The sequence below is a fragment of the Bosea sp. NBC_00550 genome (assembly GCF_026020075.1).
In the GTDB taxonomy this organism is placed as follows: Bacteria; Pseudomonadota; Alphaproteobacteria; order Rhizobiales; family Beijerinckiaceae; genus Allobosea.
The window spans coordinates 200,273-225,807 of sequence record NZ_CP102773.1 but is presented as its reverse complement, the minus strand read 5'-3'; the positions used below and the strand labels follow the sequence as shown (position 1 = coordinate 225,807).

22 protein-coding genes and 4 pseudogenes are annotated in these 25,535 nt (G+C 64.5%); 7 read left to right on the top strand and 19 right to left on the bottom strand.

Going from position 1 to position 25,535, the window contains the following annotated elements:
• Positions 1-17: 17 nt before the first annotated feature.
• From NWE53_RS28055 to NWE53_RS28040, 4 genes are read right to left on the bottom strand one after another with little or no spacing between them, the layout of a single operon-like run.
• Positions 18-1,115: a Gfo/Idh/MocA family protein gene (locus NWE53_RS28055; RefSeq protein WP_265055484.1), complete on the bottom strand. Its 1,098-nt coding sequence runs from the start codon at positions 1,113-1,115 to the stop codon at positions 18-20.
• A 46-nt stretch (positions 1,116-1,161) separates the two neighbouring features.
• Complete coding sequence (locus NWE53_RS28050; protein WP_265055483.1) at positions 1,162-2,013, bottom strand: carbohydrate ABC transporter permease; 852 nt, start codon at positions 2,011-2,013, stop codon at positions 1,162-1,164.
• Complete coding sequence (locus NWE53_RS28045; protein ID WP_265055482.1) at positions 2,006-2,944, bottom strand: carbohydrate ABC transporter permease; 939 nt, start codon at positions 2,942-2,944, stop codon at positions 2,006-2,008. The genes NWE53_RS28050 and NWE53_RS28045 overlap by 8 nt, the downstream gene beginning before the upstream one ends.
• 38 nt (positions 2,945-2,982) lie before the next feature.
• The gene (locus NWE53_RS28040; protein WP_265055481.1) at positions 2,983-4,242 is read right to left on the bottom strand and encodes an extracellular solute-binding protein; all 1,260 of its coding nucleotides are present in this window, start codon (positions 4,240-4,242) and stop codon (positions 2,983-2,985) included.
• Positions 4,243-4,382: 140 nt separating this feature from the next.
• Here NWE53_RS28040 and NWE53_RS28035 point away from each other — a divergent pair, with 140 nt between their 5' ends.
• Positions 4,383-5,141 (top strand): SDR family NAD(P)-dependent oxidoreductase, encoded by a 759-nt coding sequence (locus NWE53_RS28035; protein WP_265055480.1) that lies wholly within the window; start codon positions 4,383-4,385, stop codon positions 5,139-5,141.
• Between the two features lie 257 nt (positions 5,142-5,398).
• Here the strand turns inward: NWE53_RS28035 and NWE53_RS28030 are convergent, their stop codons facing one another.
• Together NWE53_RS28030 and NWE53_RS28025 are read right to left on the bottom strand one after the other, a co-directional pair.
• Positions 5,399-6,001: a LysE family translocator gene (locus NWE53_RS28030; RefSeq protein WP_265055479.1), complete on the bottom strand. Its 603-nt coding sequence runs from the start codon at positions 5,999-6,001 to the stop codon at positions 5,399-5,401.
• Positions 6,002-6,068: 67 nt separating this feature from the next.
• Positions 6,069-6,323 (bottom strand): hypothetical protein, encoded by a 255-nt coding sequence (locus NWE53_RS28025; protein ID WP_265055478.1) that lies wholly within the window; start codon positions 6,321-6,323, stop codon positions 6,069-6,071.
• 83 nt (positions 6,324-6,406) lie between these two features.
• On the opposite strand from NWE53_RS28025, the gene NWE53_RS28020 reads away from it, so the two are divergent.
• Entirely contained in the window at positions 6,407-6,553 is a 147-nt protein-coding gene (locus NWE53_RS28020; protein WP_265055477.1) for a hypothetical protein, read from the top strand.
• A 350-nt stretch (positions 6,554-6,903) separates the two neighbouring features.
• On the opposite strand, the gene NWE53_RS28015 is transcribed toward NWE53_RS28020, so the two are convergent.
• The 4 genes from NWE53_RS28015 to NWE53_RS28000 form a co-directional block, all read right to left on the bottom strand.
• Positions 6,904-8,928 (bottom strand): S8/S53 family peptidase, encoded by a 2,025-nt coding sequence (locus NWE53_RS28015; RefSeq protein WP_265055476.1) that lies wholly within the window; start codon positions 8,926-8,928, stop codon positions 6,904-6,906.
• Positions 8,929-9,054: 126 nt separating this feature from the next.
• Entirely contained in the window at positions 9,055-10,209 is a 1,155-nt protein-coding gene (locus NWE53_RS28010) for a phosphatase PAP2 family protein (RefSeq protein ID WP_265055475.1), read from the bottom strand.
• A 17-nt stretch (positions 10,210-10,226) separates the two neighbouring features.
• A complete protein-coding gene (locus NWE53_RS28005; protein ID WP_265055474.1) occupies positions 10,227-11,870 on the bottom strand; it encodes a hypothetical protein in 1,644 nt (547 codons plus the stop codon).
• Positions 11,851-12,084, bottom strand: coding sequence for a hypothetical protein (locus NWE53_RS28000; RefSeq protein ID WP_265055473.1), 234 nt, complete (start codon positions 12,082-12,084; stop codon positions 11,851-11,853). Before NWE53_RS28000 ends, NWE53_RS28005 begins: the two co-directional genes overlap by 20 nt.
• A gap of 141 nt (positions 12,085-12,225) precedes the next feature.
• Between NWE53_RS28000 and NWE53_RS27995 the strand changes: the two genes are divergently transcribed.
• Positions 12,226-12,840, top strand: a complete 615-nt coding sequence (locus NWE53_RS27995; RefSeq protein ID WP_265055472.1) for a helix-turn-helix transcriptional regulator — start codon at positions 12,226-12,228, stop codon at positions 12,838-12,840.
• Between the two features lie 330 nt (positions 12,841-13,170).
• Here the strand turns inward: NWE53_RS27995 and NWE53_RS27990 are convergent, their stop codons facing one another.
• From NWE53_RS27990 to NWE53_RS27975, 4 genes are all read right to left on the bottom strand, one after another.
• Entirely contained in the window at positions 13,171-14,556 is a 1,386-nt protein-coding gene (locus tag NWE53_RS27990) for an IS1182 family transposase (protein WP_265051783.1), read from the bottom strand.
• A 138-nt stretch (positions 14,557-14,694) separates the two neighbouring features.
• The gene (locus NWE53_RS27985) at positions 14,695-15,108 is read right to left on the bottom strand and encodes a cyclophilin-like fold protein (RefSeq protein WP_265055471.1); all 414 of its coding nucleotides are present in this window, start codon (positions 15,106-15,108) and stop codon (positions 14,695-14,697) included.
• 127 nt (positions 15,109-15,235) lie between these two features.
• Complete coding sequence (locus NWE53_RS27980; protein WP_265055470.1) at positions 15,236-16,333, bottom strand: alpha/beta hydrolase; 1,098 nt, start codon at positions 16,331-16,333, stop codon at positions 15,236-15,238.
• Between the two features lie 23 nt (positions 16,334-16,356).
• The gene (locus tag NWE53_RS27975) at positions 16,357-17,541 is read right to left on the bottom strand and encodes an MFS transporter (RefSeq protein ID WP_265055469.1); all 1,185 of its coding nucleotides are present in this window, start codon (positions 17,539-17,541) and stop codon (positions 16,357-16,359) included.
• Between the two features lie 122 nt (positions 17,542-17,663).
• On the opposite strand from NWE53_RS27975, the gene NWE53_RS27970 reads away from it, so the two are divergent.
• Positions 17,664-18,557, top strand: coding sequence for a LysR family transcriptional regulator (locus tag NWE53_RS27970; protein WP_265055468.1), 894 nt, complete (start codon positions 17,664-17,666; stop codon positions 18,555-18,557).
• Between the two features lie 185 nt (positions 18,558-18,742).
• Here the strand turns inward: NWE53_RS27970 and fabF are convergent.
• The 3 genes and pseudogenes from fabF to NWE53_RS27955 all read right to left on the bottom strand — a co-directional run bounded on the left by fabF (position 18,743) and on the right by NWE53_RS27955 (position 21,121).
• Positions 18,743-20,016 (bottom strand): annotated as a pseudogene (gene fabF / locus NWE53_RS27965) (beta-ketoacyl-ACP synthase II).
• Between the two features lie 3 nt (positions 20,017-20,019).
• Positions 20,020-20,655 (bottom strand): annotated as a pseudogene (locus NWE53_RS27960) (MFS transporter); the annotation flags it as partial.
• Between the two features lie 232 nt (positions 20,656-20,887).
• On the bottom strand, positions 20,888-21,121 hold the full coding sequence (locus NWE53_RS27955; RefSeq protein ID WP_265055573.1) for a hypothetical protein: 234 nt from the start codon (positions 21,119-21,121) through the stop codon (positions 20,888-20,890).
• Positions 21,122-21,186: 65 nt separating this feature from the next.
• Here NWE53_RS27955 and NWE53_RS27950 point away from each other — a divergent pair.
• Positions 21,187-21,902, top strand: a pseudogene (locus NWE53_RS27950) (efflux RND transporter permease subunit); the annotation flags it as partial.
• Positions 21,898-22,119 (top strand): annotated as a pseudogene (locus NWE53_RS27945) (LysR substrate-binding domain-containing protein); the annotation flags it as partial. The pseudogenes NWE53_RS27950 and NWE53_RS27945, both read left to right, overlap by 5 nt.
• A 116-nt stretch (positions 22,120-22,235) precedes the next feature.
• Here the strand turns inward: NWE53_RS27945 and NWE53_RS27940 are convergent.
• Both NWE53_RS27940 and NWE53_RS27935 read right to left on the bottom strand, forming a co-directional pair.
• The gene (locus NWE53_RS27940) at positions 22,236-23,399 is read right to left on the bottom strand and encodes a mandelate racemase/muconate lactonizing enzyme family protein (RefSeq protein ID WP_265055466.1); all 1,164 of its coding nucleotides are present in this window, start codon (positions 23,397-23,399) and stop codon (positions 22,236-22,238) included.
• A gap of 34 nt (positions 23,400-23,433) precedes the next feature.
• Entirely contained in the window at positions 23,434-24,399 is a 966-nt protein-coding gene (locus NWE53_RS27935; protein ID WP_265055465.1) for a tripartite tricarboxylate transporter substrate-binding protein, read from the bottom strand.
• Positions 24,400-24,530: 131 nt separating this feature from the next.
• On the opposite strand from NWE53_RS27935, the gene NWE53_RS27930 reads away from it, so the two are divergent.
• A complete protein-coding gene (locus tag NWE53_RS27930) occupies positions 24,531-25,463 on the top strand; it encodes a LysR family transcriptional regulator (protein WP_265055464.1) in 933 nt (310 codons plus the stop codon).
• Positions 25,464-25,535 lie beyond the last annotated feature (72 nt).

Sequence of the window (25,535 nt, the reverse complement as noted above, 5' to 3'; positions counted from 1 at the left end):
TCTCGTGATCCCCTGGTTCAATCAATCTGGCCGGTGGCACGGCCGGCGGGCATGGCAGCAGGCCGGTCGACGCGGCTTTCGATTTTGACCCGCCGGCCCTCATTGGACGATGTCTGGAACGCCTCCATCACCTCCAGCACATGGAAGGCGAGCTCGCCGCTGGCGCGATGCGGCCGGTTGCTCAGGAGCGAGGCGGCCATGTCCGCCACGCCGATCGAGCGGAACTCGCCATCGGCGTGACCATGGGAAAGGGGGATCGTTTCCCATGCGCCGCGCGGCTTGGCGATCTTGACCTCGCCGCCAAACTTATTGGGATCGGGCACCAGCAGACTCGCCTTGTCGCCATGGATCTCGATCGGCGAATGGCTGTGCTGGGGCACGTCGAAACTCATCGTGATCGAGACCACAGCTCCGTTGTCGAACTCCAATGTGCCCGCGACATGGGTGTCGACCTCGACGGGGATCAGCGCGCCCTTCATCGGCGGGCTGTTGACGAGCCGCTCGGAGCGCGGCCGCGCCGTCGAACCCACTACCCCTGCCACAGGCCCGAGCAGTTGCACGAGATCGGTGATGTAATAGGGCCCCATGTCGAGCATGGGTCCGCCGCCGCGCAGATAGTAGAAGCCCGGCGCCGGATGCCAGCTCTCATGGCCGGGGCAGCCGAAAAAGGCGCTGCCCGCCACCGGCTTGCCGATCGCTCCGTCGTCAATCAGCTTGCGTGCCGTCTGGTGGCCTCCGCCGAGGAAGGTGTCCGGGGCGCAGCCGACACGCAGGCCCTTCTGGGCCGCGAGCTCCATGACCTTGCGGGCCTCGACGGTGTTGATGCCGAGCGGCTTCTCGGAATGGACATGCTTGCCAGCGTTGAGGACCGCGAGGCTGACATCGGTATGGGCCAGCGGCACCGTGAGATTGACCACAATCTCGACATCGTCGCGCTTGAGCAACTGGTCGACGCGCAGGCCCGGCGCGCCGAATTCGGCGCCGCGCTTCTCGGCTGCGGCACTGCGCATATCCGCGACGGCCTTGAGCTCGACCATTGGGAAGTGCTTGAGCGCCTCCAGATATTTCGTGCTGATGTTGCCGCAGCCAATGATGCCTATCCCGACCTTGCGCATGCTCGTCTCCACAGATGTTGCCCGATGTCGGTTCGTTGAAACGGCGTCAGCCCTTGACCGCGCCGGCGGTAAGCCCCGCGACGATGTGCTTCTGCGCGAGGATGAAGAGCAGCACCGTCGGTAGCAAAGTGAGCGTGATGAACGCCAGGATCAGGTGCCATTCCGACGAGAATTCGCCCTGATAGATCATGATGCCGAGCGGCCAGGGATAAAGCTGCTCGGAGTTCAGCATCACCAGCGGCAGCAAATAGCTGTTCCAGCTATGGACGAAGGTGATGGTGCCGACCGTGGCGAGGATCGGCCGCGACAGCGGCAGGGTCACATGGCGGAAGAAGGCGAAATAGCTGCAGCCGTCGACCAGCGCCGCCTCCAGCAATTCATGCGGCAGGTCCTTAAAGAAGCGCCGCAGGAGCAAGATGCTCATGGCGAGGCCGAATGCGACCTGCGGCAGGATCACGCCGAAGTAATTATCCAGCAGGCCGAGATCGCGGACCTTGATGAACAGCGGCAGGATCGCCGTCGCGGCCGGAAACAGCAGCCCCATGGTGAGATAGCTCAGCAGCATCGAGGAGCCGAAGAAGCGGATATGGGCGAAGGCGAAGGCCGCCATCGAGGCCACGATCAGCGTCAGCAGAACGGTGAAGCCCGAAATCACGAACGAGTTCCACAGCATCTGCCAGTAGCGGCCGGAGAATAGGATGCCGGTGTAGTTCTGCCATTCCCAGGTTTGCGGCAGGCCGAACGGGTTGGTGCGCAATTCACCCAGCGTCTTGAAGCCGCCGAGCAGGGTCGCAAGCAGCGGCACGGCGACGAACAGCGCCACGATTCCGAGAAACAGGATCTTGTAGACGAGGATGAGGTCGAGCGGCCGGTGGCCGGCGATGGCGGCTTCACTCATCGCGCATGAACCAGCGTTTGTAGGTGATCGCGAAGGTCACGCAGATCACGAAGAGGATGACACCGATGGCGCTGCCATAGCCGACGCGCATGCGCGAGACGCCGTTATTATAGAGGAAGCTGACCATCGTATTGGAGGAATCGGCCGGTCCGCCCCGGGTCAGCGGCATGACGAGGTCGAAGAGCTGCAACGAGCCGACTACGGCAAAGAACACCGAGAGGCGGATCGTCGGATAGAGCAGCGGGATCACGATATGGTGCAGCACCTGCCAGCGCGACGCCCCGTCGATGCGCGCAGCCTCGACTAGATTGCGGTCCATGCCCTGCAACGCGGCAATGAACAGCATCATGTGGAAGCCAAAATACTTCCAGACGACGACGATCAGGATCGCCAGCATCGAGGTCTGCGTGCTGGCGAGCAGATGCGGCGCCTCGGCTCCGAACATCCGGTAGATCGATGCGAGCAGGCCATAATTGCCGTCATAGATGAAGCTGAAGATCAGGCCCGTCGCCACCTCGGCCAGCACATAGGGCAGGAAGAACAACATCCGCAGCGCCAACGAGCCGAGGAATTTCTCGGCGAGCAGCAAAGCCAGCGTCAGCGCGATGGGCAACTGGATTACCAGCGAGACCGCGATGATCAGCAGGTTATTGCGGAAGGCGATGCCGAAGCCGCGGGTATCGAAGACGAAGCGGTAGTTGTCGAAGCCGATCCAGCGGGTCGGCGTGCCAAAGCCGTTCCAGTTGAAACCGGAATACCAGGCCGCCTCCCCGATCGGCATCACGACGAAGAGCGTGAACAGCAGTAGAGCCGGCGGCAGGAATAGCAGGAGGGCGCCGATCTGTCCGTCGGTCGTCACTTTGCGGCGCGCAGCCGGAGCCGGAGCCGCAGGCCTACCGCGGATGACGGCGGCAGCGCTGTGCTGAGACATCGGTATCGCTTTCCAAGGTTGACGCAGGGATGCCGGGCTCAATTGCCCTGCTTGAACGCCTCCTGGATCGCCTTGGCGGCTTGCTTGGGCGTCATTGAGCCGCCGGCAATCTCGGCCGTCGCGTCATTGACCACCCGGCCGACCGAGGGTCCCAGATCCTGGTCGTAGAAGTTCTGGTGATACTGCGATGCGGCGATGTTTTTGGCGACGTTCTGCATGAAGGCGGCGCTCAGGGACAATTCCGCGCCCTTAAAGGTCGGGATGATGAAATTCTGCTTGGAGAGTTCGCGCTGGACTTCGTCCGAGATGAAGAACTTGACGAACTCGACCGCTTCCTTTGGCGCGCCCTTGGTGATGATCCAGCCATTGACGCCGCCGAGCGTATCCGAGGGCTGGCCCTTGCCGCCTGCGGGCATCGGGAAGTCGATCCAGCCGAGGTTGTCCTCGGCGATACCCTTCTTGTCGGCGGCGAGCGCGCGCTGCGTCGCGGAATGATGCGAGATCGCCAGGTTCATCGCGGCCTTGCCATCACCGAAGAAGCCAAGCGCCTGCTGGTTCTTGAAGCCGAGGAAGCCGGTTTGGAAGGGTTCGAGATCGACCAGCTGCTTCATTAATTCGCCGGCCTTCTGGAAGGTCTCGCCCTCGAAGCCGCCATTCTGGCCCTTGAGCGCGGCCTCGAAGGCCGGCTTGCCGCCGAGCCGGACGGCGAGATGGGTCCAGTAGAAGTGCAACGGCCATTTGTCCTGGCCACCGACGGCGATCGGCGTTATGCCGGCCGCCTTGAGCTTCTTCACTCCGACCAGGAAATCGTCCCAGCTCTTGATGGTGCCGCCGTCAACCCCGGCCTTGGCGAAGAGGTCCTTGTTGTACATGAAGCCAACCTGCGAGACCGTATAGGGCAGGCCATAGAGCTTGCTGCCGACCGTGAAGGCCTCGACCGCGCCGGCAGAGAGATTGTCCTTGTAGGCGCCGACGCCCGCCGTGATGTCCTCCAGCACGCCTGCCTCCACTTGCGTCCTCAGCACGCCGCCGGCCCAGGAATATAGGATGTGGGGCCGATCGCGCGATTGCAGCACGGTCGGAAGCTTGGCCTTGTAGGCCTCGTTTTCAAGGAACTGCATCTCGACTTTGACGCCGGCATTCTTGGCCTCGAAGCGCCGGGCGACCTCCTCCCAGATCTTCACCTGGGCCGGGTTCTGCTCGATGTGGAGCCAGCGGATGGTGGTCTGTGCGGCAGCGGCGCCGACAGTGAGCGTCAATCCTGCAGCAGCAAGCGCCAACTTCGTGAGAAATCGCATTGCATCCTCCCTGGTCCCGTCTGATGCGGGTTGATCTCAAGCTATCTCAGATCCTGAGGTGCGCAACTCAAAAAATGCGCTATAGAGTTTGGCGGCGCCACACCGCCCACTGGTCGGCGCAGCAGAGTCCGGAGCATGCCATGGCCGCCGTTTACTCAGACCTTGCCGGCAGGGTCGTTCTTGTGACCGGCGGCGCCTCCGGGATCGGCGCGGCAATCTCCCGGGCCTTCGCCGCGCAAGGATCGACCGTCATCCTGTTCGACATTCTGCGCGACGCCGGCGAGGCGCTCGCGCAAGAGCTCCGGGAGAGTGGGGGATCTGTACATTTCCATAAGGTGGATCTGCGGGATATCCGCGCTCTCCAGGCCGGCATCGAGGCGTCACGACGTCGCCACGGCCCGACCGAGATCCTCGTCAACAACGCCGCCCATGACGAGCGCCATGCGACCGACGACGTCACGCCCGAGTACTGGGACGAGCGCATCGCTGTGAACCTGAAGCACCAGTTCTTCGCCGCGCAGGCGGTGCTGCCGGAGATGAAGGCTGCCAACGGCGGCGTCATCATCAATTTCGGCTCCACCTCATGGATGGCCGGTCAGGGCGGAATGGCGGCGTATACGGCGAGCAAGTCGGGCGTCATCGGACTGACGCGCTCGCTGGCGCGGGACTACGGCCCCTTCAACGTTCGCGTGAACGCGATCGCGCCGGGCTGGATCATGACGGAGCGACAGATCGAGAAATGGCTGACGCCTGAAGGCGAGGCCGAGCTGATGCGCCGGCAATGCCTGAAGCGCAGGCTGGTCCCGGACGAACTGGCTAGGTTCACGGTCTTCTTAGCCTCGGACGAAGCCTCGGCTTGCACCGCACAGCACTATGTCGTCGATGGTGGCTGGGTCTAGATTTCCGATGCCGTCAAACGTCGACATTTCGCCTACTGCCATCTGAGCCAGATGACTGATCCGCTCCCGGCTCGCGTGTCTTGGCTCAGCCCACGGCGGCCGTGACGATCTCGGCGTATTTTTCTAATTCGCGTGCGCTTTGCGGCAGCGGCTAACGTCAGGAAATGGCGCTACGCCGCCGTCGTGTTTGGCTAAAGGATCCTCCGGCGTCATGAAACACCTAATCTCGGCCCGCTGAGTATAAAACAAGTCCGCATCTAAAGAGCCGCACAAACCACGTAGATCGCATAAGCGGTCATCGAAATCGAGACCGCCAACTTTAGGCTAAACTGCATCATCAGGTTGATCTTAAACCGCGAAATCATGCCGAGGCAGATTCCCACCAGCGAGAACCAGCTCGCGGCCATGACGAATACAACCGCTGGCGCCATCCACGCGGCGGAGTGGAACGCTTGATGCGCGACGAAGAAGCTGAGGAAGAACGGGATTGTCATGGGATTGGACAGGGAGGAGACGATTCCGAGTCCGAAGGCCTTGGAAATTCGCGGCGCCGTGTCGCCGTTGAACTCGGCTCGGGTCGGACGCGTGCGGCGCTTCAGGCGGATCGCGGAGCGGACGAGGATCGCGGCAAGCAGGAACGCGAACGGCCCGCGGAGCTGGTCGGCCCAGACGACGAGAAGCGAGCCCTGATAGGCGATCATAGCAGCCAGGGTCGCACCGCATGCGATGCCGAAAGCGGCCGCGAGCGTTCGTTGCATCGAGGCCGCAAGACTGACGCGAAGCATCACAAGCAGGTTGGGGCCCGGTGAAGCCAAAACCAGCGCGTAGGGAACGGCGAGCGACGTGACCAGAAGCATCATTGAATCCGCGTCCCAGTTGAACATCGGGGTTCCGCGCGATCGGCGGCGGTCGGGAGGTGCTGGCCGCCTATTGCGGATGCCGGATCGCGGCCCGGCGCTCGCGAAGGCAGGCACCGAAGCGCACCACGTTCAGCGGCAGGAGCGCGCAATGGAGCAGGAGGACCGGCATCAGGCCGAGCAGGGCGCCATAGGTGATGAAAAGCAGATTGGCGGTGATCGCAGCCGCGCGAAGCGGCGCCATGCGCTTGCAGCAGAAGGCGATGACCGTCGCGAAGGCGGCGGCAAACCCGACCAGATCCAGAAACGCGGAAGGCGTGGTCACGGCTGGTGTCTCTGGTCGACGAGGGTGTCAAGCAGGATCGCGTACAGTGCCGAGATCCGACCTGCGTCGCCGTGGGAGCAGCGATGGCCCATGATTTCAATCAGGTTGTTCACGGCCGCTGTATCGTCGGCGTCAAGAAGTCCATGGTCGTTCAGGCGCCCGACCGTGGCCCGAACCTGCTTGCTCCAACTTTTGCAGGCCGCGACCTGAAGGTCGCTTGGGGCCGATGACGGACTTTGCGCTCGTGTGGCGTGACCGGCCAGTGCCAGCAGCAAGAGAACGATAGCTGTCGTACGCATCGTAGAACCCCCGAATAAGAGAGGAGGCACTCGGACTGTGCCGGGGGCCTGGGGCTCGGACCGCGATGCGATAGGAGGGAACGCGTCAATGACGGCGATGGAAGCTGGCGAGCGAAGCAGCGGTGCGTCGCTTACGAGCCATCGTGCCATGCGCTAACTTCAAACTTTCCTGCCGCAGCGGCAGGGTGATCTAACTCGCGATTGGCAGCGGAAGCGCGTGAGGAAAGCGTGAGTTTGGCGGGAGCGGCCGGCGGCGAAGAGCGATGAACCCGTGCTATCGATTAGCTCAGGCGCGTCGTTCTCTCGTCGAGCTCGATTGGGCCAGACGGAAACGTCAGCGGGACGGGCTGGGCCGGCATCGGGTTTTGCGACAGGTGTTGAACTGCGATCCAGCGCGAAATCTGCGGGGCCGCCATGCTCGTTCCCGACAGTCTCGCCGTGCTTCCGCTGCGTGTCCCGGCGGCGAGCACGCCGCGCAACGCCGTGGAATCGTCCGAAGCCGCCGACATGCGGACGTCTCCGGGGCCGGCGGATGAACCGGGCCTGCGCCGTCGCCCGGCACCGGCATACTCCGTCGCCCGGCCGGTATCGCCGTAATAGCCGCTGACGACAGTTACATGCGCGTGCGTGGCGATGCCGTTCAATGTGCCCAGCCGCCGCACGAACGCCGGTGCCGGGTTGTCCACCCGCGCGGGCGCCCCGTCTTCGGTGAAACGCGCATCCAGCGGATCATCGAAATAGCTCTGGCGAGCGCCCCTCGCATAACCGAACGGATCGAAATCGCGCTGGATGCGGCAGCCCACCGGAGCGTTCAGATCGGCGCCCCCAACCTTGGCCAAGCCGATCGTCCATCGGCCGGCCGGGGCTGCGGACAGGCTGGCATCGTCGGGCTCGGTGGGAGCGAGCGCAATCAGAATTCGGGTCCAATGAGCGTTGTAGGCAGCGATCACGACGCCGCCGACGCGTTGCTCGCCGCAGAAAACGTCGCTCGATAAGGCGGGCGCGTCGCCTTGCTGATCCGCCGCCGCGCAATCCGCGAGCAGCGTCGCGCCCGTCAAGGACGAGGCGCCGTCCGGATCTGTGATCGACAGCTGGAAACGGGTCGCGCCGGTCGCCTTCGGCAACCAGAGCTCGAGATAGCTCGATGTACGATCATTGGGTTGCAGGCACCAGGCGATCGCATGTGCCTCGCCGGTGTTCATCCGGTCCGCGGAAATTTCTCCGTTCAACCGCTCGGCAAAGCTGTTGCCGGCCGGCATGACGAGCGTCGTCGGCTTTCCCTGCGCCTGCCGTGCTTCGATCATTCGCGACATCGCAATTTCGAGCGCGTCGGTGCCATCGTGCGGGCCGCCGGTGTATCCGTAGCTGAGGTTGACGATCAGCGGCAGCGATGCAGCTTCATCGCCAGGATGAGTCGCGGCAAACCGGTCGGCCCGGTCGAAGATGTAGTGCAGGGCGCTGAGGATGAACGCGTCCTTGCGATATCCCGAGGTATCCGCAGTGACCGCGGCCGGCAGCTGGACCGCGATGATGCGCAGCAGGTCGAGATCAACCCCGCCATCGTCGGGCCTGCGGCCGGCTGCCGCGTCGAGAACATGCGCACCGTGGCTGGCGGCGTGATTGATCGTTGCAATACGCCGCGCGCCCTGTTCGACGGCACCCGCCCTGAGATAGATCGCATCCTCGTCCGGTCCGTGTGCGCGCACGAGTTCGTCGATCGCGCCGCGCGTGAACTCGCGGCCGAACGGGACATGGCCGCTCGGGTTCGCCTCCGCCGATTGCAGCCAGCAGAACTCGACGCGCGAGCCGTCGCCATCGGCGACCCGGAGGTTGCGATGGGCGAACGGAATGCCGTCGTCGATCACTGCCACGATCACCGCCTTGCCGCCCGCAGCCAGCTTGGCGAGCAGGCCGGGATCGGCCGCGTAGGACAGCGTGCCGGCTACGTCGTCTTGCACGCTGTGGGCCAGCATCGGCGGGCCGAGCGCGAATGACGGCTCGCCCTCGGCCCCATTCGCCGCCGAGGCGCGACGAACCGGCTGGCTCAGTGCGTCGAGCGCCCTGCCGATGCGCGAGATGTCGAATTCGTCGCGTTCGCCGCCTTGGAAATCCAGCACGACCGGCCAGAAGGTTGCCTGGTCCGTCGTCGAAAGATCACCCCAAACCAGGGGACGTCGAAGCTTTGCGACCAGCGGCTCGCCACGGCTCGCGGTTCTGGTCTCGATCCCATCGGCGAAATCACGGAGTTGTGCGCCCGGCGGAAGACGGACGATGGCGCTGACGAAGCGTGTGTCGGCGGGCGGCACCTCCGGATTGGCATAGGCGGCGCCGGCCCCGTAGGTCCATTCCTCATAGGCGCCCGTCAGCTGCGGGCGACGCTCCGATCCCGGCTGGTCTGGCGACATGATCCGAGCGCTCCCGCGACTGCAACGTCAGAGTTTGAACTCGTTCAGGGCCTTGCCCCAGAGCCAGGCGAACAGCGGACTGCTCGGGAAAGGATTGCCCGAGGCCGCCCGCAGCAGTCCCTTCGCCGCGGGATCGCCGATGCCGCCAGTTATGCGTGGGAGGAAGTCGGCGAGCAGGAAGTCGGCGTCCTTGGCCTCGTAGGTCCGGGGTGTGACGTCGCCACCCTGGCATTTGGCCAGTATAATTTGGCCGACCGCCTCGCCGAGCGCGGCGCCGGCCCAGCTGTCGATTGGATAATGGACGCCTGCGACGGTCCGATTGACCGCGATCCTTTCCGCCTGCTTGTAGAGCAGTCTGATCAGCCGCCCGCTTTGGGGAAAGTGGTGCTCGGCCGGCGGCTTGGCATCCAGTTTCCTGAGCAGGCCTTCCAGCACGGTCGCGACCGCGAAGGCCTCCGCCGCATGGGCGCTCGGAAAGGTCCCATGCGCCGGCGTCGGGATCATCGCCATCGTCGTCGCACCGAGACGGTCGGGCCGCCGACAGGCAAGATGATGCTTGGCGACCATCGCCACATGCGAGGTGACGACCTGCGTGATGCCGATGAGTTCAAAGGTCGACTTGTTGGCATCGGCGTTCAGTCCGAGTACGCTGGCGAAATAATCGACGGGATAACCGACCTGCGTGAGGATCTCCGGCGCCCTGTCGGCGCGCTGGTCGGCATAGGCGCGGATGTGGCGAAGCTGCCGCCGAAAGAGATCGACGCTCGGTCGTTGCAGGGTGACGAGCGGCTTTGGACCATAGGTCATCTCGATCCCGTTGAAGGCTTCCGTTCCAGCCGCACTTCGCCGCTTGCTGGGAGTCCAGTCGAGGCGCTTCAGAACGTCGCTGAGATAAAGCGAGGCGCGCACCCATGCGGCCCAGCTGTCCATGTTCGCGGCCGGCCCGACCGGAAGCTCGGCATAGCTGCCCTCTGCCGAGTTGCCCGTATCGTCGACGCCGCCGATATGACCGATCGCCTGGGCGTTGATGGTCAAACCCTGGGCCAGAAGCGGATTGGCACCGCCGCCCGGAACGAAGGGACCGACGCCCGTCGCGCCTATGCCTCCTATACCACCTATGCCTCCAATTCCACCGATGCCGCCTATCCCGCCGATTCCACCGATACCGCCTGCACTCGACATGTCGTTCCCCGGATCTTCTAGGAAAGCCCGGCGGCGGCGAGAGCCGCCACCGCCTTGCGGCCGAATTTCGAATCCGAGGCCGGATGGCTGCGGAGATAGCCGTCGATCGTGAAATCGGGCACGTGCCGCCGCAGCTGCTGCCCTGCGGCCTTCAATTCGTCGCCACGATCGAGATTATGCAGCGCGATGATCTTGGCCCGCAGCGTCGAGACATGGCGATCGTTGAGCATTAGCGAAGATTCCGCCAGCTCCAGCGCGCGCTCGTAGGCGCCTGCCGACAGATACGCGGTCGCGCTCAGGGACTCGTAGAAGTATCGGAACGGGTCGATCGGCGAGAGCCGTCTTGCCCGCTCGACGGACCGGATCGCCTCCGGCCCCTCGTCGCGGAAGGCGTGCAGCGCGCCGCGCAACAGCAGGGACAGGGCCTCGTTGGGATTGATCGCCAGTGCAGTCGCGTAGCGCTGCTCGGCGACGTCGAGCCGCTTCAGGAGATTGTTCTGCGCGAGCCCGTCGATGGTTAGGCAGAAGGCGTTGTCGGGCGAAAGATCGAGCGCCCGGGCGGTACAGTCGATCCCATGCTGCGTTTCCGCAGCTGTATCGGTACTCCAACCGTTGAAGACGCTGAGGAAATACCACTTGCCGAGCCAGGCATGGGTCTCGGCGACATAAGGCGCGCGCCGCAGCGCTTCCTCCAGCAACTCGCGCGCACGCGCCAGGTCGTGAAGCGTCGACCGGTTCATCAGGCGCACGCCGGCGATGACGAGGCGGTGGTCCTCCACATCGGCCAGATGGCGGCCCGCGACGTGGTTGAGCGCTTCGTCGGCGATGGCGGCACCGATTGAGCCGACGATCGCCGCGATGCCGTCCTCGGCAGCCTGGAAGAAGCTGTCGATCGGATTGCTCGTCTGGCGCGTCCACAGGATGCGTCCGGAGCGCACGTCGATGAAATCGGCATCCAGCACGAGTTGCCCTCCCGACCGCCGAAGGCTCCCGGCAACGCAGAAATCGACGCGCAGCGACGAGCGGACCTGCGCGATGTCGATACCGGTCCGCGCAAGCTCGCGGCAGGACAGGTGCGAGATCACCGAGAGCAGTCGCGAGCGGCTGAGCGACCGGCAGATTTCCTCCGCCAGCCAATCGCTGATGGTCGCGTCGGCGACGTCGTTGCCGACGGCGCGGAAGGGCAGGACGGCGATGGCGGGAAGCACCGATGCGCCAGCGGCGCTCGACGCCAGGGTGAACAGGCCGTCGAGCTGCCGCGGATTCTGGCGGATGCCGGACAGCCATTGTCCGAAGCCGGCCTCCTTGATGTCCAGGCCTTCCAGAAACGCGCCTTGGCCGGACCGTCCGAGGAAGGTGACGCGCGAGAGATCCAGCGAAACCTCTGAGTTGGTGCTCGTCAGGAGATCCCCGAAGCTGTCGCCCATGACGGCCTTGATGTCGGCGAGCGCGCGACGAAGGCTTTGGCGCCCCGTGTCGTAGCAGGCCACCCCCCAGAGCGTTTCCTGCAGGAACGACCGCGTGCGACGGCCAAACGGCGCGGTCGCAAGCAGAACGAACAGAGCCTTGTGCTTGGCGCCGGTGATCTCGAACCCCTCGGCCACGCTCGACCTAACCGAGCACGCGCCGAAGAGATTGATCTCAAGAAGCCTGCTGTCCATGACGAAGCTTGCCGTCCATGACGCAGCGTCCCGCGCTGCAATCAAAGATTAGCAACCTCCCGCGACGCACCACAATGCGCTTCACGGTTTTTTCACGCGCCAGCGGCCGCGGCGGCCGAATAAGCTGCGAGTTGTGGCTGGCGAAGAAAACGCAATGACTAAAAAACCCCTCGGAGTCGAACTTATGCCCATCAGGGATTTGGCGGATTTCCATTTGAGATGGTCGGAATTTCGGGAGGCCGCCGTGAAGGCCTCGCGCTCAACGGCACTCGTTTCACAGGAGCGCGAAACCATTCTCTGGCTGATCCGCATGGCAGACAGGATCGGCGACCGGGATCTAACGCGAGAATAGCTGATGTCGTTCGCATTGCAGGCTACCGGCTCCGCGCGGCCCCATCCCTCCTGGGGCATCGAGCATCACGGGCTTGATGCGCTGGATTGCGGCGCCAAAGCTTTCCTGGTCATCGACGCCGATCTGCAAATCCGTTTCGGCAACAGCGCCGGCGTGGCGCTTGCTCGGGAGGGCCTTGGATCGGCGAAGCGCTTTGTCTCGACCGACCGGAATTTTGCCGCCCGACTGCAGACCTGGCTCAGGCGCTGCTGCAAGGGCACGACCGGCGACGCCGCACGGCTGCCGCTGGCGATGATGGACGGGCGGCAGGTCGCGGTCGACGCCGTGCATCTGGGCGGCCTCGGCCTGGATCTTTTCGTCCTCACCGTGGACGATCCCTATCGGGCTATCGCTCGCAATCTCTCCGAGATCGGTCGGGCATTCTGCCTGACCGCTGCCGAGGCGCGCATGCTGGCGCTCGTGGTGGAGGGCCTCGACACGATCCTGGCGGCCAAACGCATGGGCATCGCGACGACGACGGCACGAACCCATCTTCAAAGGATTTTTTCGAAAACCGGCACGGCCCGGCAGAGCCAGCTCGTCAGCTTCGTCGCGACTTATGTTCCGTACGGCGCCTGAGCTCCACTGTAATCCATACCAACCAGCCATCCGGCTAAGCGCGCTGGTCCAGACGTGATAGCGCTCGTACCTCAGTTTTGAGGAGCTCGCTCCATCTTCCCTCGCTGATGAAAACGGCTGCCTCTACTGATGCGCCTAGCATCGGTGCCAAGGCGCACGCGCATTGCAGCCGTCGTGAAATCAGTCGCGGTACCCCCCTTGTTGTACCCTGTTGTATGTCCGCTTCTTGGCAAGGCACGAACGTCCGGAAGTGGCGGATACCGTTGAAAAAGTCGGCCCTGAGATCGGCGCTGGCGGGGAGCGGATTTAGCAGAGTAGGGCTTCGCTTGGTCAGGCAGGCCTGACCTGCGGCCCGTTTGGCTTGAGTTTGGCGAGCTTCCTGAGGTTCTGGGCTGCTGCGGCGAGGTGGAACTCGTCTCTGGCGCCATTCGGTCCGCGCAGTCGCAACCGGTCGAGCCGCAAGATGCGCTTGAGGTGAGCAAACAGCATCTCGACCTTTTTCCGTTCGCGCCGCGAGGTGACATAGGCGTCGGTCTCGGCGATGTCCCTGGCCATGTCGCGGGCGCCCTCATGGATCGAGCGCAGGATCTTGCGAGCGGGCATGTTGGGTGAGCACTGCGGCTTCAGCGAGCAGGCGTCGCAGTCGAACTTGCTGGCGCGGTAACGCATCATGCCCTCGTCATCGACGAGCGGCCGCTCGGTTCGATAGGCCTTCTGGCGCGGCCTCAACTCCTTCCCGCCCGGGCAGGTGTAGCGATCGCGCGCGTGGTCATAGGCGAAGTCGGAGCGGCTGAAGGTGCCGTCGCTGCGCTGGGATTTGTCGAAGACCGGGATATGCGGCTCGATCCCGCGCTTATGCACCAGCCAGGCGAGGTTCTCGGCCGAGCCATAGGCGCTGTCGGCGGCTAGCCTGGCCGGCCAGAGGCCAAAACGCTCCTGCGTTCGGTCGAGCATGGTCCGGGCCGAGCCGACTTCGGCCTGCCGGATGGCGCGGCTGGCCTCGACATCGACGATGACGGCGTGGTCGAGGTCGATCAGGTAGTTGGTGGCGTAGGCGAAGAAGGCATGCCCCTTCAAAGCGCCGGTCCATTGCGCGGCCGGATCGGCGCGCGACACGAACTTCGGCTTCGCCTCGCTCGCCGCGCCCCAGGCGGCCTCATCGAGCGTATCGAGATATTCGCGCACCGAGCGACGCGTCCGGGCGAGATCGTGCCAGTCGACCAGCTCTGAGGCGTCCGCGGAACGTTGCTTGTTCGCATCGGCCTTGATCAGGCTGGCATCGACCGCGAAGCCTTCTCCGCCCACGAGCCCTTCTTCGATGCAACGCCGGACGGTCGTCTCGAACAGCTCACGCAGAAGATCGCTCTCGCGGAAGCGGCCATGCCGGTTCTTCGAGAAGGTCGAGTGATCGGGAACGTCGCCCTCAAGCCCGAGCCGGCAGAACCAGCGATAGGCGAGGTTCAGGTGCACCTCCTCGCACAGGCGCCGCTCGGAACGGATGCCGAAGCAATAGCCGATGAGCAGCATCCGGATCATCAGCTCCGGATCGATCGAGGGCCGACCCATCTCGCTGTAGAACGGCCGCAGATGTGCGCGGATCTCGGAAAGATCGACGAACCGGTCTATCGACCGCACCCAATGATCGTCCGGCACGTGACGCTCAAGACTGAACTCGTAGAACAGCGCCTCCTGCGCCACCCGCCGTTCACCCATCATCGCGCCGCCCTCCGCCCAAGACGACTGAATCAGGACTTCACACCCGCAGCAACGACGACTTTTTCAACGACATCGGCGCAAGGCTGACTGGGAGGAGGCAGCTGAAGCTTGGTTGTAACCAGCCGCAGCGAGTTGCCGTTAATCCGCGCGCTCAACCCGGACCGAAACTGGTCCCTCTCGATCGAAGAGCGAGGCGCCGCCCGTCACCTCGCCGAGGATAACGATGCCCGGCTGCGGGACCTGACCGTCGCGGTAGTACACGACGAAATGGTCGGGGCCCCAAAGTCCGATCGTGCCGTTCTTGAAAGCCCGCTGCCGCGCTGCGGGTGGCAGGCCAGACGGAAGGCTTCCCGTTTTCTCCTGCCGAAGATGGTCCGTCATGGGGATGATCAGGGGCAGCATGCCAAGCAGTGCTTTGGATGCGGCGTTGTCCGCGAGCACGGCGGTCACGGCCCCCCACTCCGACGAGATCTTGATGCGTTCCTGAGCCATGGCTGCTCCGATCGTTCCTAGGAATATCGCGCTGGCGATCGCAATGGTCCTGAGCGGCATTGTCCGGTGCTCCCCAATGATTGTCGTCCCCCGATGCCCGCCGGGTCCAGGGGCGGGGCTCGGCCCCGCGAGCGTTCGGGCCGACGTCGGAGGGCAGGCGGCCCGAACGCTTCGTGTCGGGTCGCAATCAGGCGACGAGATGCCGGTCGAAGAAGCTCGCCAGCTTGTCGAACGGGATCGCGTCCGGCTTGTCGTAGAGGTCGACGTGGCTGGCGCCGGGGATGATCATGAGCTCCTTCGGCTCTGCCGCGGCCGCATAGGCGGTCTCGGCGAAGTACCTGGAATGCGCCTTCTCGCCGTGGACGAACAGGACGGGTCGCGGCGCGATCTCCTTGATGTAGGTGAGAATCGGCATGTTCATGAAAGACAGCGGCGTGGTCTGGGTCCAGGAGTTGCCGGAGTTCACCGCCCGCGGGTGATAGCCCCGCGGGGTGCGATAATAGTCGTGGTAGTCGATCATGAACTGCGCTTCGCCGCCCTTGCGATCGTTATAGGGCGGCTGGTAGGCCGGCGTGCCCTTGGCCGCGTCCTCCCAGCGCTGCCGGCTGAGCTGTTCCAGCGTCTTCGCCCGCTGTTCGAGCGTCACGCTGTCGTTGTACCCTTTCGACATGACGCGGGTCATGTCGTACATCGTGCTCGCGACCACGGCCTTGACCCGCTTGTCGACCGCGACGGCGTTCAACGCCATCCCGCCCCAGCCGCAGATGCCGATGACGCCAATGCGCTCGCGGTCCACCATCGGCTGCAGGCCGAGGAAGTCCACGGCCGCGCTGAAGTCCTCAGTGTTGATGTCCGGCGACGCGACGTTGCGCGGCTCGCCGGTACTCTCGCCCGTGAACGACCCGTCGAAGGCCAGCGTAGCGAAGCCGCGCTCGGCCATGGTCTGGGCATAGAGACCCGACGACTGCTCCTTCACCGCGCCGAAGGGTCCGCCGACCGCGATCGCCGCAAGCCATCCATCGCCGCGAGCCTTGGGCAGGTAGAAGTCGCCCGAGAGGGTGAAGCCGTAGCGGTTCTTGAAGGTCATCTTGCGGTGGTCGACCTTCTCGCTGCGAGGAAAGGTCTTGTCCCAGCTGGCCGAGGGGGCCTGTGTCTGCGCCTCGGCGTTCGGGCGGAGTGAGGCGGCGGCGGCGATCGCCACGCCCACGCCCGTCAGCTTCATGAGGCCGCGACGGTCCAGTCGAGCAGATCGATCATTCCGGGATGCTGTGTGTTCGTGGGTCATGGCATGCTCCCTTGCGGTTGAGGTCAGTTCGGCTTGAGAAGGGATCGGCCGCCGCCGATCAGCAGGACGGCCACGGCAGCGAGTGCGACGCTTCCTGCGAAGGTCGCGGCGATCGAAAGACTGTCGAGCAGGATGCCCCCGAGGACCGCGCCCAGCAGGATCGAGGCCTGGATCGCGGCCACCATCAGGCTGCCGGCGGCTTCCGGGGCATCGTCGACGGTCCGGGACATCCAGGTCATCCAGATCACCGACATCGCGGTGTTCATCGCCCCCCAGATCGCCAGGAACATGCCCGCAGCGACGACCGAACTGCCCAATAGCAGCAGGCCGAGCGTGCATCCGCCCATGACGAGGGCGGGAAGCCTGAGCCAGGGCGCGATGCTGCCGGTAAAGAACCGACCGGCCCCCCAGGTGCCGGCGAATCCGGCGCAACCCAGCAGGAGCAGCAGCATGGAGAGGACGGCGACGTCGGCGCCGGTGACCTGCTCCAGGAAGGGGCGCAGATAGGTGAACATGGTGAAAGCCGAGCCCCAGGACAGCATGGCGGCGATGAGGCCGAGCCGGAAATGTGGTCGCGCAAGCAAGCCAATCATGCCGCGGAAGTCCTGCCGGCCGCGGGCGGGGAGAGAAGGCAGCGAGACCACGTGCCAGGCGAGATTGACGGCGACGATCGGGACCAGCATCCAGAAGACGGCGCGCCAGCCGAGCAGGCCGCCGAAATAGCTGCCGATCGGTGCGGCGAAGGCGGCCGCGATCGCTTGGCCGCCATACATGAGAGCCAGCGCCCGCGGCATGTCGGCGGCGGGGACCAGCCGCATGATGACGGCCGTGGCCAGCGCCCAGAAGCCGCCGATGCAGATGCCCAGCAGCGCGCGGCCCAGCATCAGCATGGCGAAGTTCGGAGCGGCCGCGACCAGAACGAGCGACAGCAGCATGAGCGCCGTCATCGCAACCAGCACCCATTTGCGATCGAGCCGACCGGCCACGGTCGTGACGAGCATGCTCGCAGCAATCGCGAAAAGCCCGCTCACCGAGATCGCCTGCCCGGTCTGGCCCTCGGTCGCGTTCAACCCGGCCGCCATCGGCGTAAGCAGGCTGACCGGCATAAACTCCGAGGCGATGAGCATCGCGACGCAAAGCGCCATCGATAGGACGGCACCCCAGGCGGCGGTGGGCCTGCCCTCGTTCATGGTCGTAACGGCTGCCATCGCAAGCGCCTCCCGTATCGATGGAAACGATCTAGCAGTTCCGGTATCCTTCTATTAGCCGTCGCAAACAGATTAAACTGATCGAACAGGTCGAATAATAGATTCGTGCGTGAGGGACCCTTATGTCGATCGGCGACCTGAACAGGCTTCGATGGTTCCAGCTCGTGGCGGAGGAGCGCAGCTTTACGCGCGCTGCTGCCCGGCTCGGCGTGGCCCAGTCAACGCTCAGCCACTCCATCAAGCAGCTCGAAGCACAAATTGGCATCCGGCTATTGACGCGGACAACGCGCAATGTGGCGCTGACCGAGGCGGGCGAGCGGCTCTTGCAGACGATCGCGCCACGCCTGATGGAGATCGACGACGAGATCGTCGCGCTGTCCGCGTTTCGCGACAAGCCCTCCGGCTCGATCAGGCTGACGCTATCGGATCACGCCCTGGATCGCGTCGTCTGGCCGAAGCTCAAGCCCGTCCTGCAGGACTATCCCGACGTCACCGTCGAGCTGATCCTCGACAGCACGTTCCGCAACATCGTCGAGGAAGGCTTCGACGCCGGCGTTCGTTTGGGCGAGAGCGTCGAGAAGGATATGATCGCGGTCCGGATCGGGCCTGACTGGCGCCTCGTCGCGGTCGCCTCGCCGGCCTATCTCGCCGCCCGCGGCACGCCGCGCCATCCGAAGGATCTCGTCGGGCACGCCTGCATCAACATGCGCCACGAGAGCGCGGGCGGACTATATGCCTGGGAGTTCGAGAAGGACGGGCAGGAACTGCGAGTGCGGGTGGGTGGTCAGCTCACCTTCAATAACTCCTACGCGATGATCGATGCGGCCGTGAGCGGCTTCGGCATCGCCTACGTCCCAAACGACATCGTCGAGCGAGAGATGGCATCCGGGGCTCTGGTACAGGTGCTCGACGACTGGTCGCCCCACTTCGACGGCTACTTCCTCTATTACCCGAGCCGCCGGCAGAACCTCCCGGCCTTCAAGGTGGTCGTCGAGGCGCTGAGGCACCGGGAGTGAAATCGCTACCAAGTCGACACCGCTGAGCGGCGTGCTCGAATGTCCGCGTGCGACCTCATCGACAGGAGCTCTCAGACCGTTATTCCGGCACTATCGGAACGTCCGTTCGACGCGCTTCGCGCGGCAACATTGCAGCGCTGCCGCGTGGGTCTCGTCTTGCTGGCGAAGCCGCGATCATGCGACCTTCAACCGTCGCCGTTCCATCGCCGTAACAGCAGGCTGCCGTTGACTCCGCCGAAGCCAAAACCGTTCGCCATCGCGAATTCCATGGCGGCGGGACGCGCATGTTGGGCCACCAGGTCGATCCCCGCACTCTTCGGATCCGGGTCTTCGAGATTGAGCGTAGGTGGCGCGATCTGATCGCGGAGCGACAGGATAGCAAGATCGCGCCCAATCCGCCGGCGGCGCCGAGCAGGTGGCCAGTCGCGGATTTGGTCGCGCTCACACAAAGCTCGGGATACTCGCCGAACAATGTCTTGATCGCAGCGATCTCGCCGAGATCGCCTACCGGCGTCGATGTCGCATGGGCGTTGAGATGTCGGATGTCCGCCGGCACGATCCCAGCCTGCGCGATCGCAATCTCCATCGCGCGGCGTGCTCCACTGCCATCCTCGGGGCCGGAGGTGATATGATGGGCGTCGGCCGTCGTGCCGTAGCCGACGAGTTCAGCAATGGGCGTCGCTCCACCGTCCAGCGCGTGATCGAGTGCTTCGACGACGAGCATTCCCGCGCCTTCGCCCATGACGAACCCGTCGCGTCTCGAATCGAACGGCCGGGAGGCCTCACCCAGCCGGTCGTTGAAGCCGGTCGAGAGGGAGCGGGCTGCGACGAAGCCGCCGAGGCTGACGATATTGATGCAAGCCTCAGTTCCCCCGCAGACCGCAATGTCGGCCTCGCCGGCACGGATCAGGCGGCCCGCGTCGCCGATCGCCTGGATACCAGCCGCGCAGGCCGTCACCGGCGCGCCCAACGGGCCCTTGAAGCCATGGCGGATCGAGACCTGGCCGGCGGCGAGATTGACGAGGAAGGACGGCACCGTGAATCGCGAAAGACGACGCACCCCACGCGTATCGACGGTGCGAACCGCCTCGGTGATCGCAGGAAACCCGCCGATGCCGGAGGCGATTATGGTGGCCGTGCGGCACCGCTGCCGCTCATCCTCCGGATTCCAGCCGGCCTGAGCGATCGCCTCGTCGGCGGCTGCCATGGCGAGCAAGATAAAGCGGTCGACCTTGCGCTGGTCCTTCGGCGCGAGGACGCGAGCCGGCTCGAAACCGCCCTCGGGATCTTCTTCGATCGAGGGAACGACCCCTCCAACCTTCGCCTGCAAATCGCGAACGACCTCGTCCGAGAGCCGGCGCAAGCCAGAGTGGCCGGCGAGCAAGCGCTCCCAGGAGCGGCCGACGCCGGAGCCGAGCGGCGTGACGGCTCCCATTCCCGTGACAACTATCCTACGCATCGTTCAAGACCTGCGCTTCGATGATGGCAGAAGGCTGCTTTTCGCGTCGCGGACGGTCGCGATGGAAGGGAAGGCAGCGAGCGCGACGACCGAGGCCGCCGTCATCACGATTGCAAGCGAGGCCGATGGCGAGAACGGCATCGCGCTCGCCAGCGTCGATCCGATGGCGGCGCTGCCCATCTGTAGGAAGCCGAGCAGGGCAGAGGCCGATCCGGCCTGACGACCAAACGGCTGCAGCGCGATCGCCGTGCCAAGCGGACTGATGAGCCCCATGCCGAAGAGGACGATCGAAATTGCCGCGGTGAATGTCGCATAGGTCGGCTGAGACGCCACCGCGACCATCGCCAGCGAGCCCGTGGCGAAGATGATCAGCTCCGCGAAGCCGCCGGTTCTGTCGCCATGGCGCCGTGCCGGTCGAGGCGCCATGAGCCTCAGTACAGTCGCAGCGAAGGACTGACCCATTTGAAACGCGGTGAGCCCAAACTGGCCCATCAGGACACCGGGCGCCGCGGCAAAGAAGCTGAACAACCCGCCGAGGACCATGCTGACCGAGATCGCCGGCAGCAGGAAGCGACCGTCGCCCAAGAGGGATCGATAGGTTGCAGACACGCTGCCGAGCGCGAGCGTGCTCCTTGCTTCGACGGGGTGCGTTTGCTGAGGAGGATTCCGAGCTGGGTGCTCGTCAGGCTCATTTCAGCAGCCATGCGGGGAAAAGCCGGGAGAATAATGTTGGTCGCCAGCGTGCCGAGGGCAACGAGACCCGCGAGAATCAGGACGATCGGGCTCCTCACTTCGTGGAGGTCGGATCGAAGTGGATCGAGGCCAGCTTGGGAAGCCTGCGGCGGTCCGTCTAGGGCAGTTTCCGCAGCACTCACTGCACGCGCTCCAGCTCGCCGTTGGTTGTGCTCGCACCGCCGGCGATCTGGGAGCCGGCTGCGTTCAGGATCTGGCGCGCCAGCGTCTCGTCATTGACCGTTCGCGACAGCAGGACGGCTCCGACCATCATCGACACCTTCGCCAGAAGAGTGTCGCGACCTTCTTCCGCGGACAGGCTTGCGATTATGTGGAGTTTCGCGCGGATGCCGGCTTCGAACTCGGCCTTCACCTCCGGGCCCTGCCGGGCCGCGTCGGACGCAAGCGCGACGAACGGGCATCCTTCGGCGCGTTGGCGTCGGCATGGGCGGGCTGAAGCAGCAGTTCTTTCCCACCTCCGACCGGCCCGAGGTACTCGTCGAAATCCGCCTGCCGGAAGGCAGCAGCATCGAGACCACCGCCGCTGCGGTCCAAAAGGTCGAGCGCTGGCTCGAACGGCAGCCGGAAGCCAAGATCCTCACCAGCTATGTCGGCCAGGGCGCGCAGCGCTTCTTCCTCGCGCTGTCGCTGGAACTCCCCGATCCGGCCTTCGCCAAGATCGTCGTGCTGACGCCGGATGCTCATGCGCGTGAAGAGCCCAAGCTTCGGCAGCGAGAGGAGATTGCGAACGGGTTCGCGCCCGAGGCCTATGTACGCGCCACACAATTTGTCTTCGGGCCTCCCTCGGTGTTCCCGGTCGAGTTCCGCATCGTCGGTCCCGACCCGGCTGAGCTCTACAAAATCTCCGGACATGCCATGCAGGTCATGCGCGGCATCCTCGATGTCAGGCAAGCGACTGGGGCAACCGCACACCGGTCCCTCGCTTCGTGCCGGACCAGGACCGCCTCAATTTGATTGGGCTGTCGTCGGCGCAGGTCGGCCAGCAGCTCCAGTTCCTGCTGAGCGGCGTTCCTGTCACGCAGGTCCGGGAAGACATCCGCAACGTGCCGGTCATCGCCCGCAGCGCAGGCGCCGAACGGCTCGATCCGACGCGTCTCGCCGACTTCTCCCTGATGAGCCGGGACGGGCGCCGATCTCGGGATTATCCGCGTGTTATCCTATCAGGTAGAGGAAGAATTAAGGTCTGGCCGACTGGAGGTCGTCCTTACGGATTTTGCGCCGGAGCCGCTGCCGGTTAGCCTTGTCTATCCTGCGGCTGAACTGCTGCCGCTGAAGGTGAGGTGTTTCCTGGACTGGACTGTGCCGCGCTTGCGGGCTCGGATGGCGGAAATCCATGCGGAGCGTCCGTGAGGGCAATCAGCGGGTGAGGTCGCGCATTTGCAAAGAGAAAGTCCTGCCTGCGAACGTCTGGTTTCATGCGGCACTCCAACGTCAGCAGTTGGCGCACAAGGACGGCGCCTGTAGCCTCACGCGGCGAGGCTACGCATCTCCGCGATAAGGTCCGACTTGCGCTCGAAGCCGATGCCCGGCAGTTCCGGCATGACGATGTGGCCGGCCTCGACGCGGACGCCATCCGGGAAACCGCCATAGGGCTGGAAAAGGTCCGGATAGGACTCGTTGCCGCCGAGCCCCAGCCCCGCCGCGATGTTCAGCGACATCTGGTGGCCGCCATGGGGGATGCAGCGGCGCCACGACCAGCCGTTTTCCTTGAGCATGTCGAGCGTGCGCAGATACTCGACGAGGCCGTAGCTCAGCGCGCAGTCGAACTGCAGCCAGTCGCGATCCGGCCGCATGCCGCCATAGCGGATCAGGTTGCGTGCGTCCTGCATTGAGAACAGGTTCTCGCCGGTTGCCATCGGGCCGGGATAATGCTCGGTGAGCCTGGCTTGAAGATCGTAGTCGAGCGGATCGCCGGCCTCCTCGTACCAGAACAGGTCGTACTGGCGCAGCGCCTTGGCATAAGCGATCGCGGTATCGAGATCGAAGCGGCCATTGGCATCGACCGCGAGCCTGCTGCCGGCCGGCAGCAGCTTCAGCACCGCCTCGATACGCTTGCAGTCGTCTGCCAGCGGCGCGCCGCCGATCTTCATCTTCACGACCGTGTAGCCGCGGTCGAGATAGCCCTCCATCTCGGCCGCCAGACCCTCCAGCCCCTTGCCTGGGTAGTAGTAGCCGCCGGCGGCATAGACAAAGACCTTAGGATCGGCCTGCGTACCGTGGCGCTCCGCCAGCAGCCGGAAGAGCGGCTTGCCGGCGATCTTGGCGACGGCGTCCCAGACCGCCATGTCGATCGTGCCCATGGCGACGGAGCGCTCACCATGGCCGCCGGGCTTCTCATTGGTGAACATCGCGGCCCACACCTTGCCTGGATCGATATTGCCACCCTCAGCATCGAGCAGGCTGTTGGGCGCCGCCTGGAGCACGCGCGGGGCGAAGCGCTCGCGGATCAACCCGCCCTGGCCATAGCGCCCGTTCGAGTTGAAGCCGTAGCCGATCACCGGCTTGCCGTCGCGGATGACGTTGGTAACGACAGCAACCAGGCTCAGCGTCATCTTCGAGAAGTCGATGAAGGCATTGGCGATGGGCGAGGCGATCGGAGCGGTGCGCTCCCGGATGTCGACGATACGCATTTAGAGGGCTTCCTGGTGGGAGGAGCGGCTGGGTTCAGTCGGCGAACTGACCGGCGGCCTGGATCAGCGGACGCCAGCGGCCGATGTCGTCTTTCAGCGTCTGCGCCAGGGACTGCGGCGTGGCCTTTTCAGGCGTCGGCACAGTGCTAATGTCAATGAAACGTCTGGCGAGCGTGGGGTCCTGCAACGCCTTCGCCAACGCGGCCGACAAAGTCTGAACCACGGAGTCTGGGGTCTTCGCAGGCACGAAGAGGCCGTGCCACACGCTAATTTCCATGTTGGGAAGGCCGCCTTCGCCGACGGTGGGCAGATCAGGAAGCGCGGGGATTCGCTGCGCGCTCGTAACTGCATAGCCCTTGATGCTCTTCGACTGCAGCTGGGGCGCGGCAGTGGTGGCCTGCTCGCAGCCAAGGTCGACCTGGTTCGCCAGCAGCGCCTGCAGTACTGGCCCGCCGCCCCGGAAAGGCACCTGAGTGAGCTTCTTGTCCATGGCGGCCATGAACAGCAGTCCGCAGAGTTGCGAGGAGGCGCCCAGGCCAGAATGGGCAAATGTCACATCCTGCCCGCGTGCTTTGACGTCCTTGATCAGATCCACCAGCGATTCAGGCTGGTATCCCGGTCGGGCGATGATCGCCATGCTGGCATCCGAGACGACGCCGACGGGCCTGAGATCGGCCGTCGGATCGAAAGCCAGCTTGCGATAGAGCGTGACAGCCGTCGCCAGACCGAGATGGTTGAGCAGGATGGTGTGCCCATCGGGATCGGAGCGAACCGCTCGATGACTGCCGGTCGTGCCGCCAGCGCCGGCCACATTCTCGACGATGATGTTCTGGCCCAGAATGCGGCCCATAGTTTCCGCGGTCACACGAGCGACCGTGTCGGTCGGCCCCCCGGCGGCAAAAGGAACGATCATCGTGATCGGCCGTGAAGGATAATTCTGCGCCGCAGCCGGCGTCGCGATCGCCGCCGCCAGCAAAATGCCAAGAGCCAGTTTCGCCATCGTCGCCTCCCCGTTCTTCGTTGACGGGACGATAGAGCGAGGCGAAGGGAATATCAGCCACCGCTGGCATGGTCATTTTTCATCCAAGCCGTTCCATTTGGAGATGGCTGCAAAGCTCTGCAGGAGGCGTCATGCGCAGTTTCGACCCCGTGTCCTTGCGCTTGTTCGTAGCCGTCTGCGAGGAGGGCATCATCGCGGCCGCAGCCCAGAGGGAAGCGATCGTGCCCTCGGCCGTCAGCAAGCGCCTCGCCCATATGGAAAGCGAAGCCGGCGTCAGATTGTTTGAACGTGGTCGCCGAGGCGTGACGGTCACGGCCGCGGGCGAGGCGCTCTGCCGCTATGCGCGCGAGTCGCTGCAGATGCTCGACCGGATCAAATCGGACCTCGGCGCCTTTGCGCAGGGTGTGCAGGGCCACGTTCGCGTTTTCGGCAGCAAGTCGGCGCTCGCCCAGTTTCTACCCAATGATATTGGTCGCTTCGCCAAGATGTATCGCGACGTCCGAGTGAGCATGGAAGAGCGGGAAATCTGGGAGGTTGTAAGGGGCGTCGAAGAGGGACGAGCCGACATCGGCGTTTGCTGGGATGCGGTGGACTTCCGAGATCTGACCCTCTTTCCCTATCACCGGGATCACCTCGCCGTCGTTGTACCCGAGGGGCACCCGCTTGCCAGCCGCGACTCGGTCGCATTTAGCGAGACCCTGGATTACGAGCACGTCGATATCCTGGCTCGCAGCATCATGCAGCAAAGACAACGGAGCGCCGCAGGAGCAGCCGGAAAGCAGCTGATCCACCGGATCCAGGTGTCGACGGTGGATGCTGCCTACCGGATCGTCGCCGCTGGTCTGGCAGTCGCCATCGTCCCTGGCGAGGAAGCGCGCGCCGTTCAACAGGCACTGTGTCTGACGGTGGTCCCGCTGACCGACCCTTGGGCCCGCCGCCAATTTGTCATCTCGGTAAGGAACAAGGGACTGTCGCTTCCTGCCAGTCTCCTGGTCGAAAAACTCCGTGATGCTGCCGGCGGGGGAAACACTCATCAGCGAGCGCATCCGTCAGGCGATCGTTGAGTGTCCCGTAGTGCCGCGCAACCGCAATCCCGTCGGCATCCGCGATGTTAGCGACGGTTGTGACGTGCCATC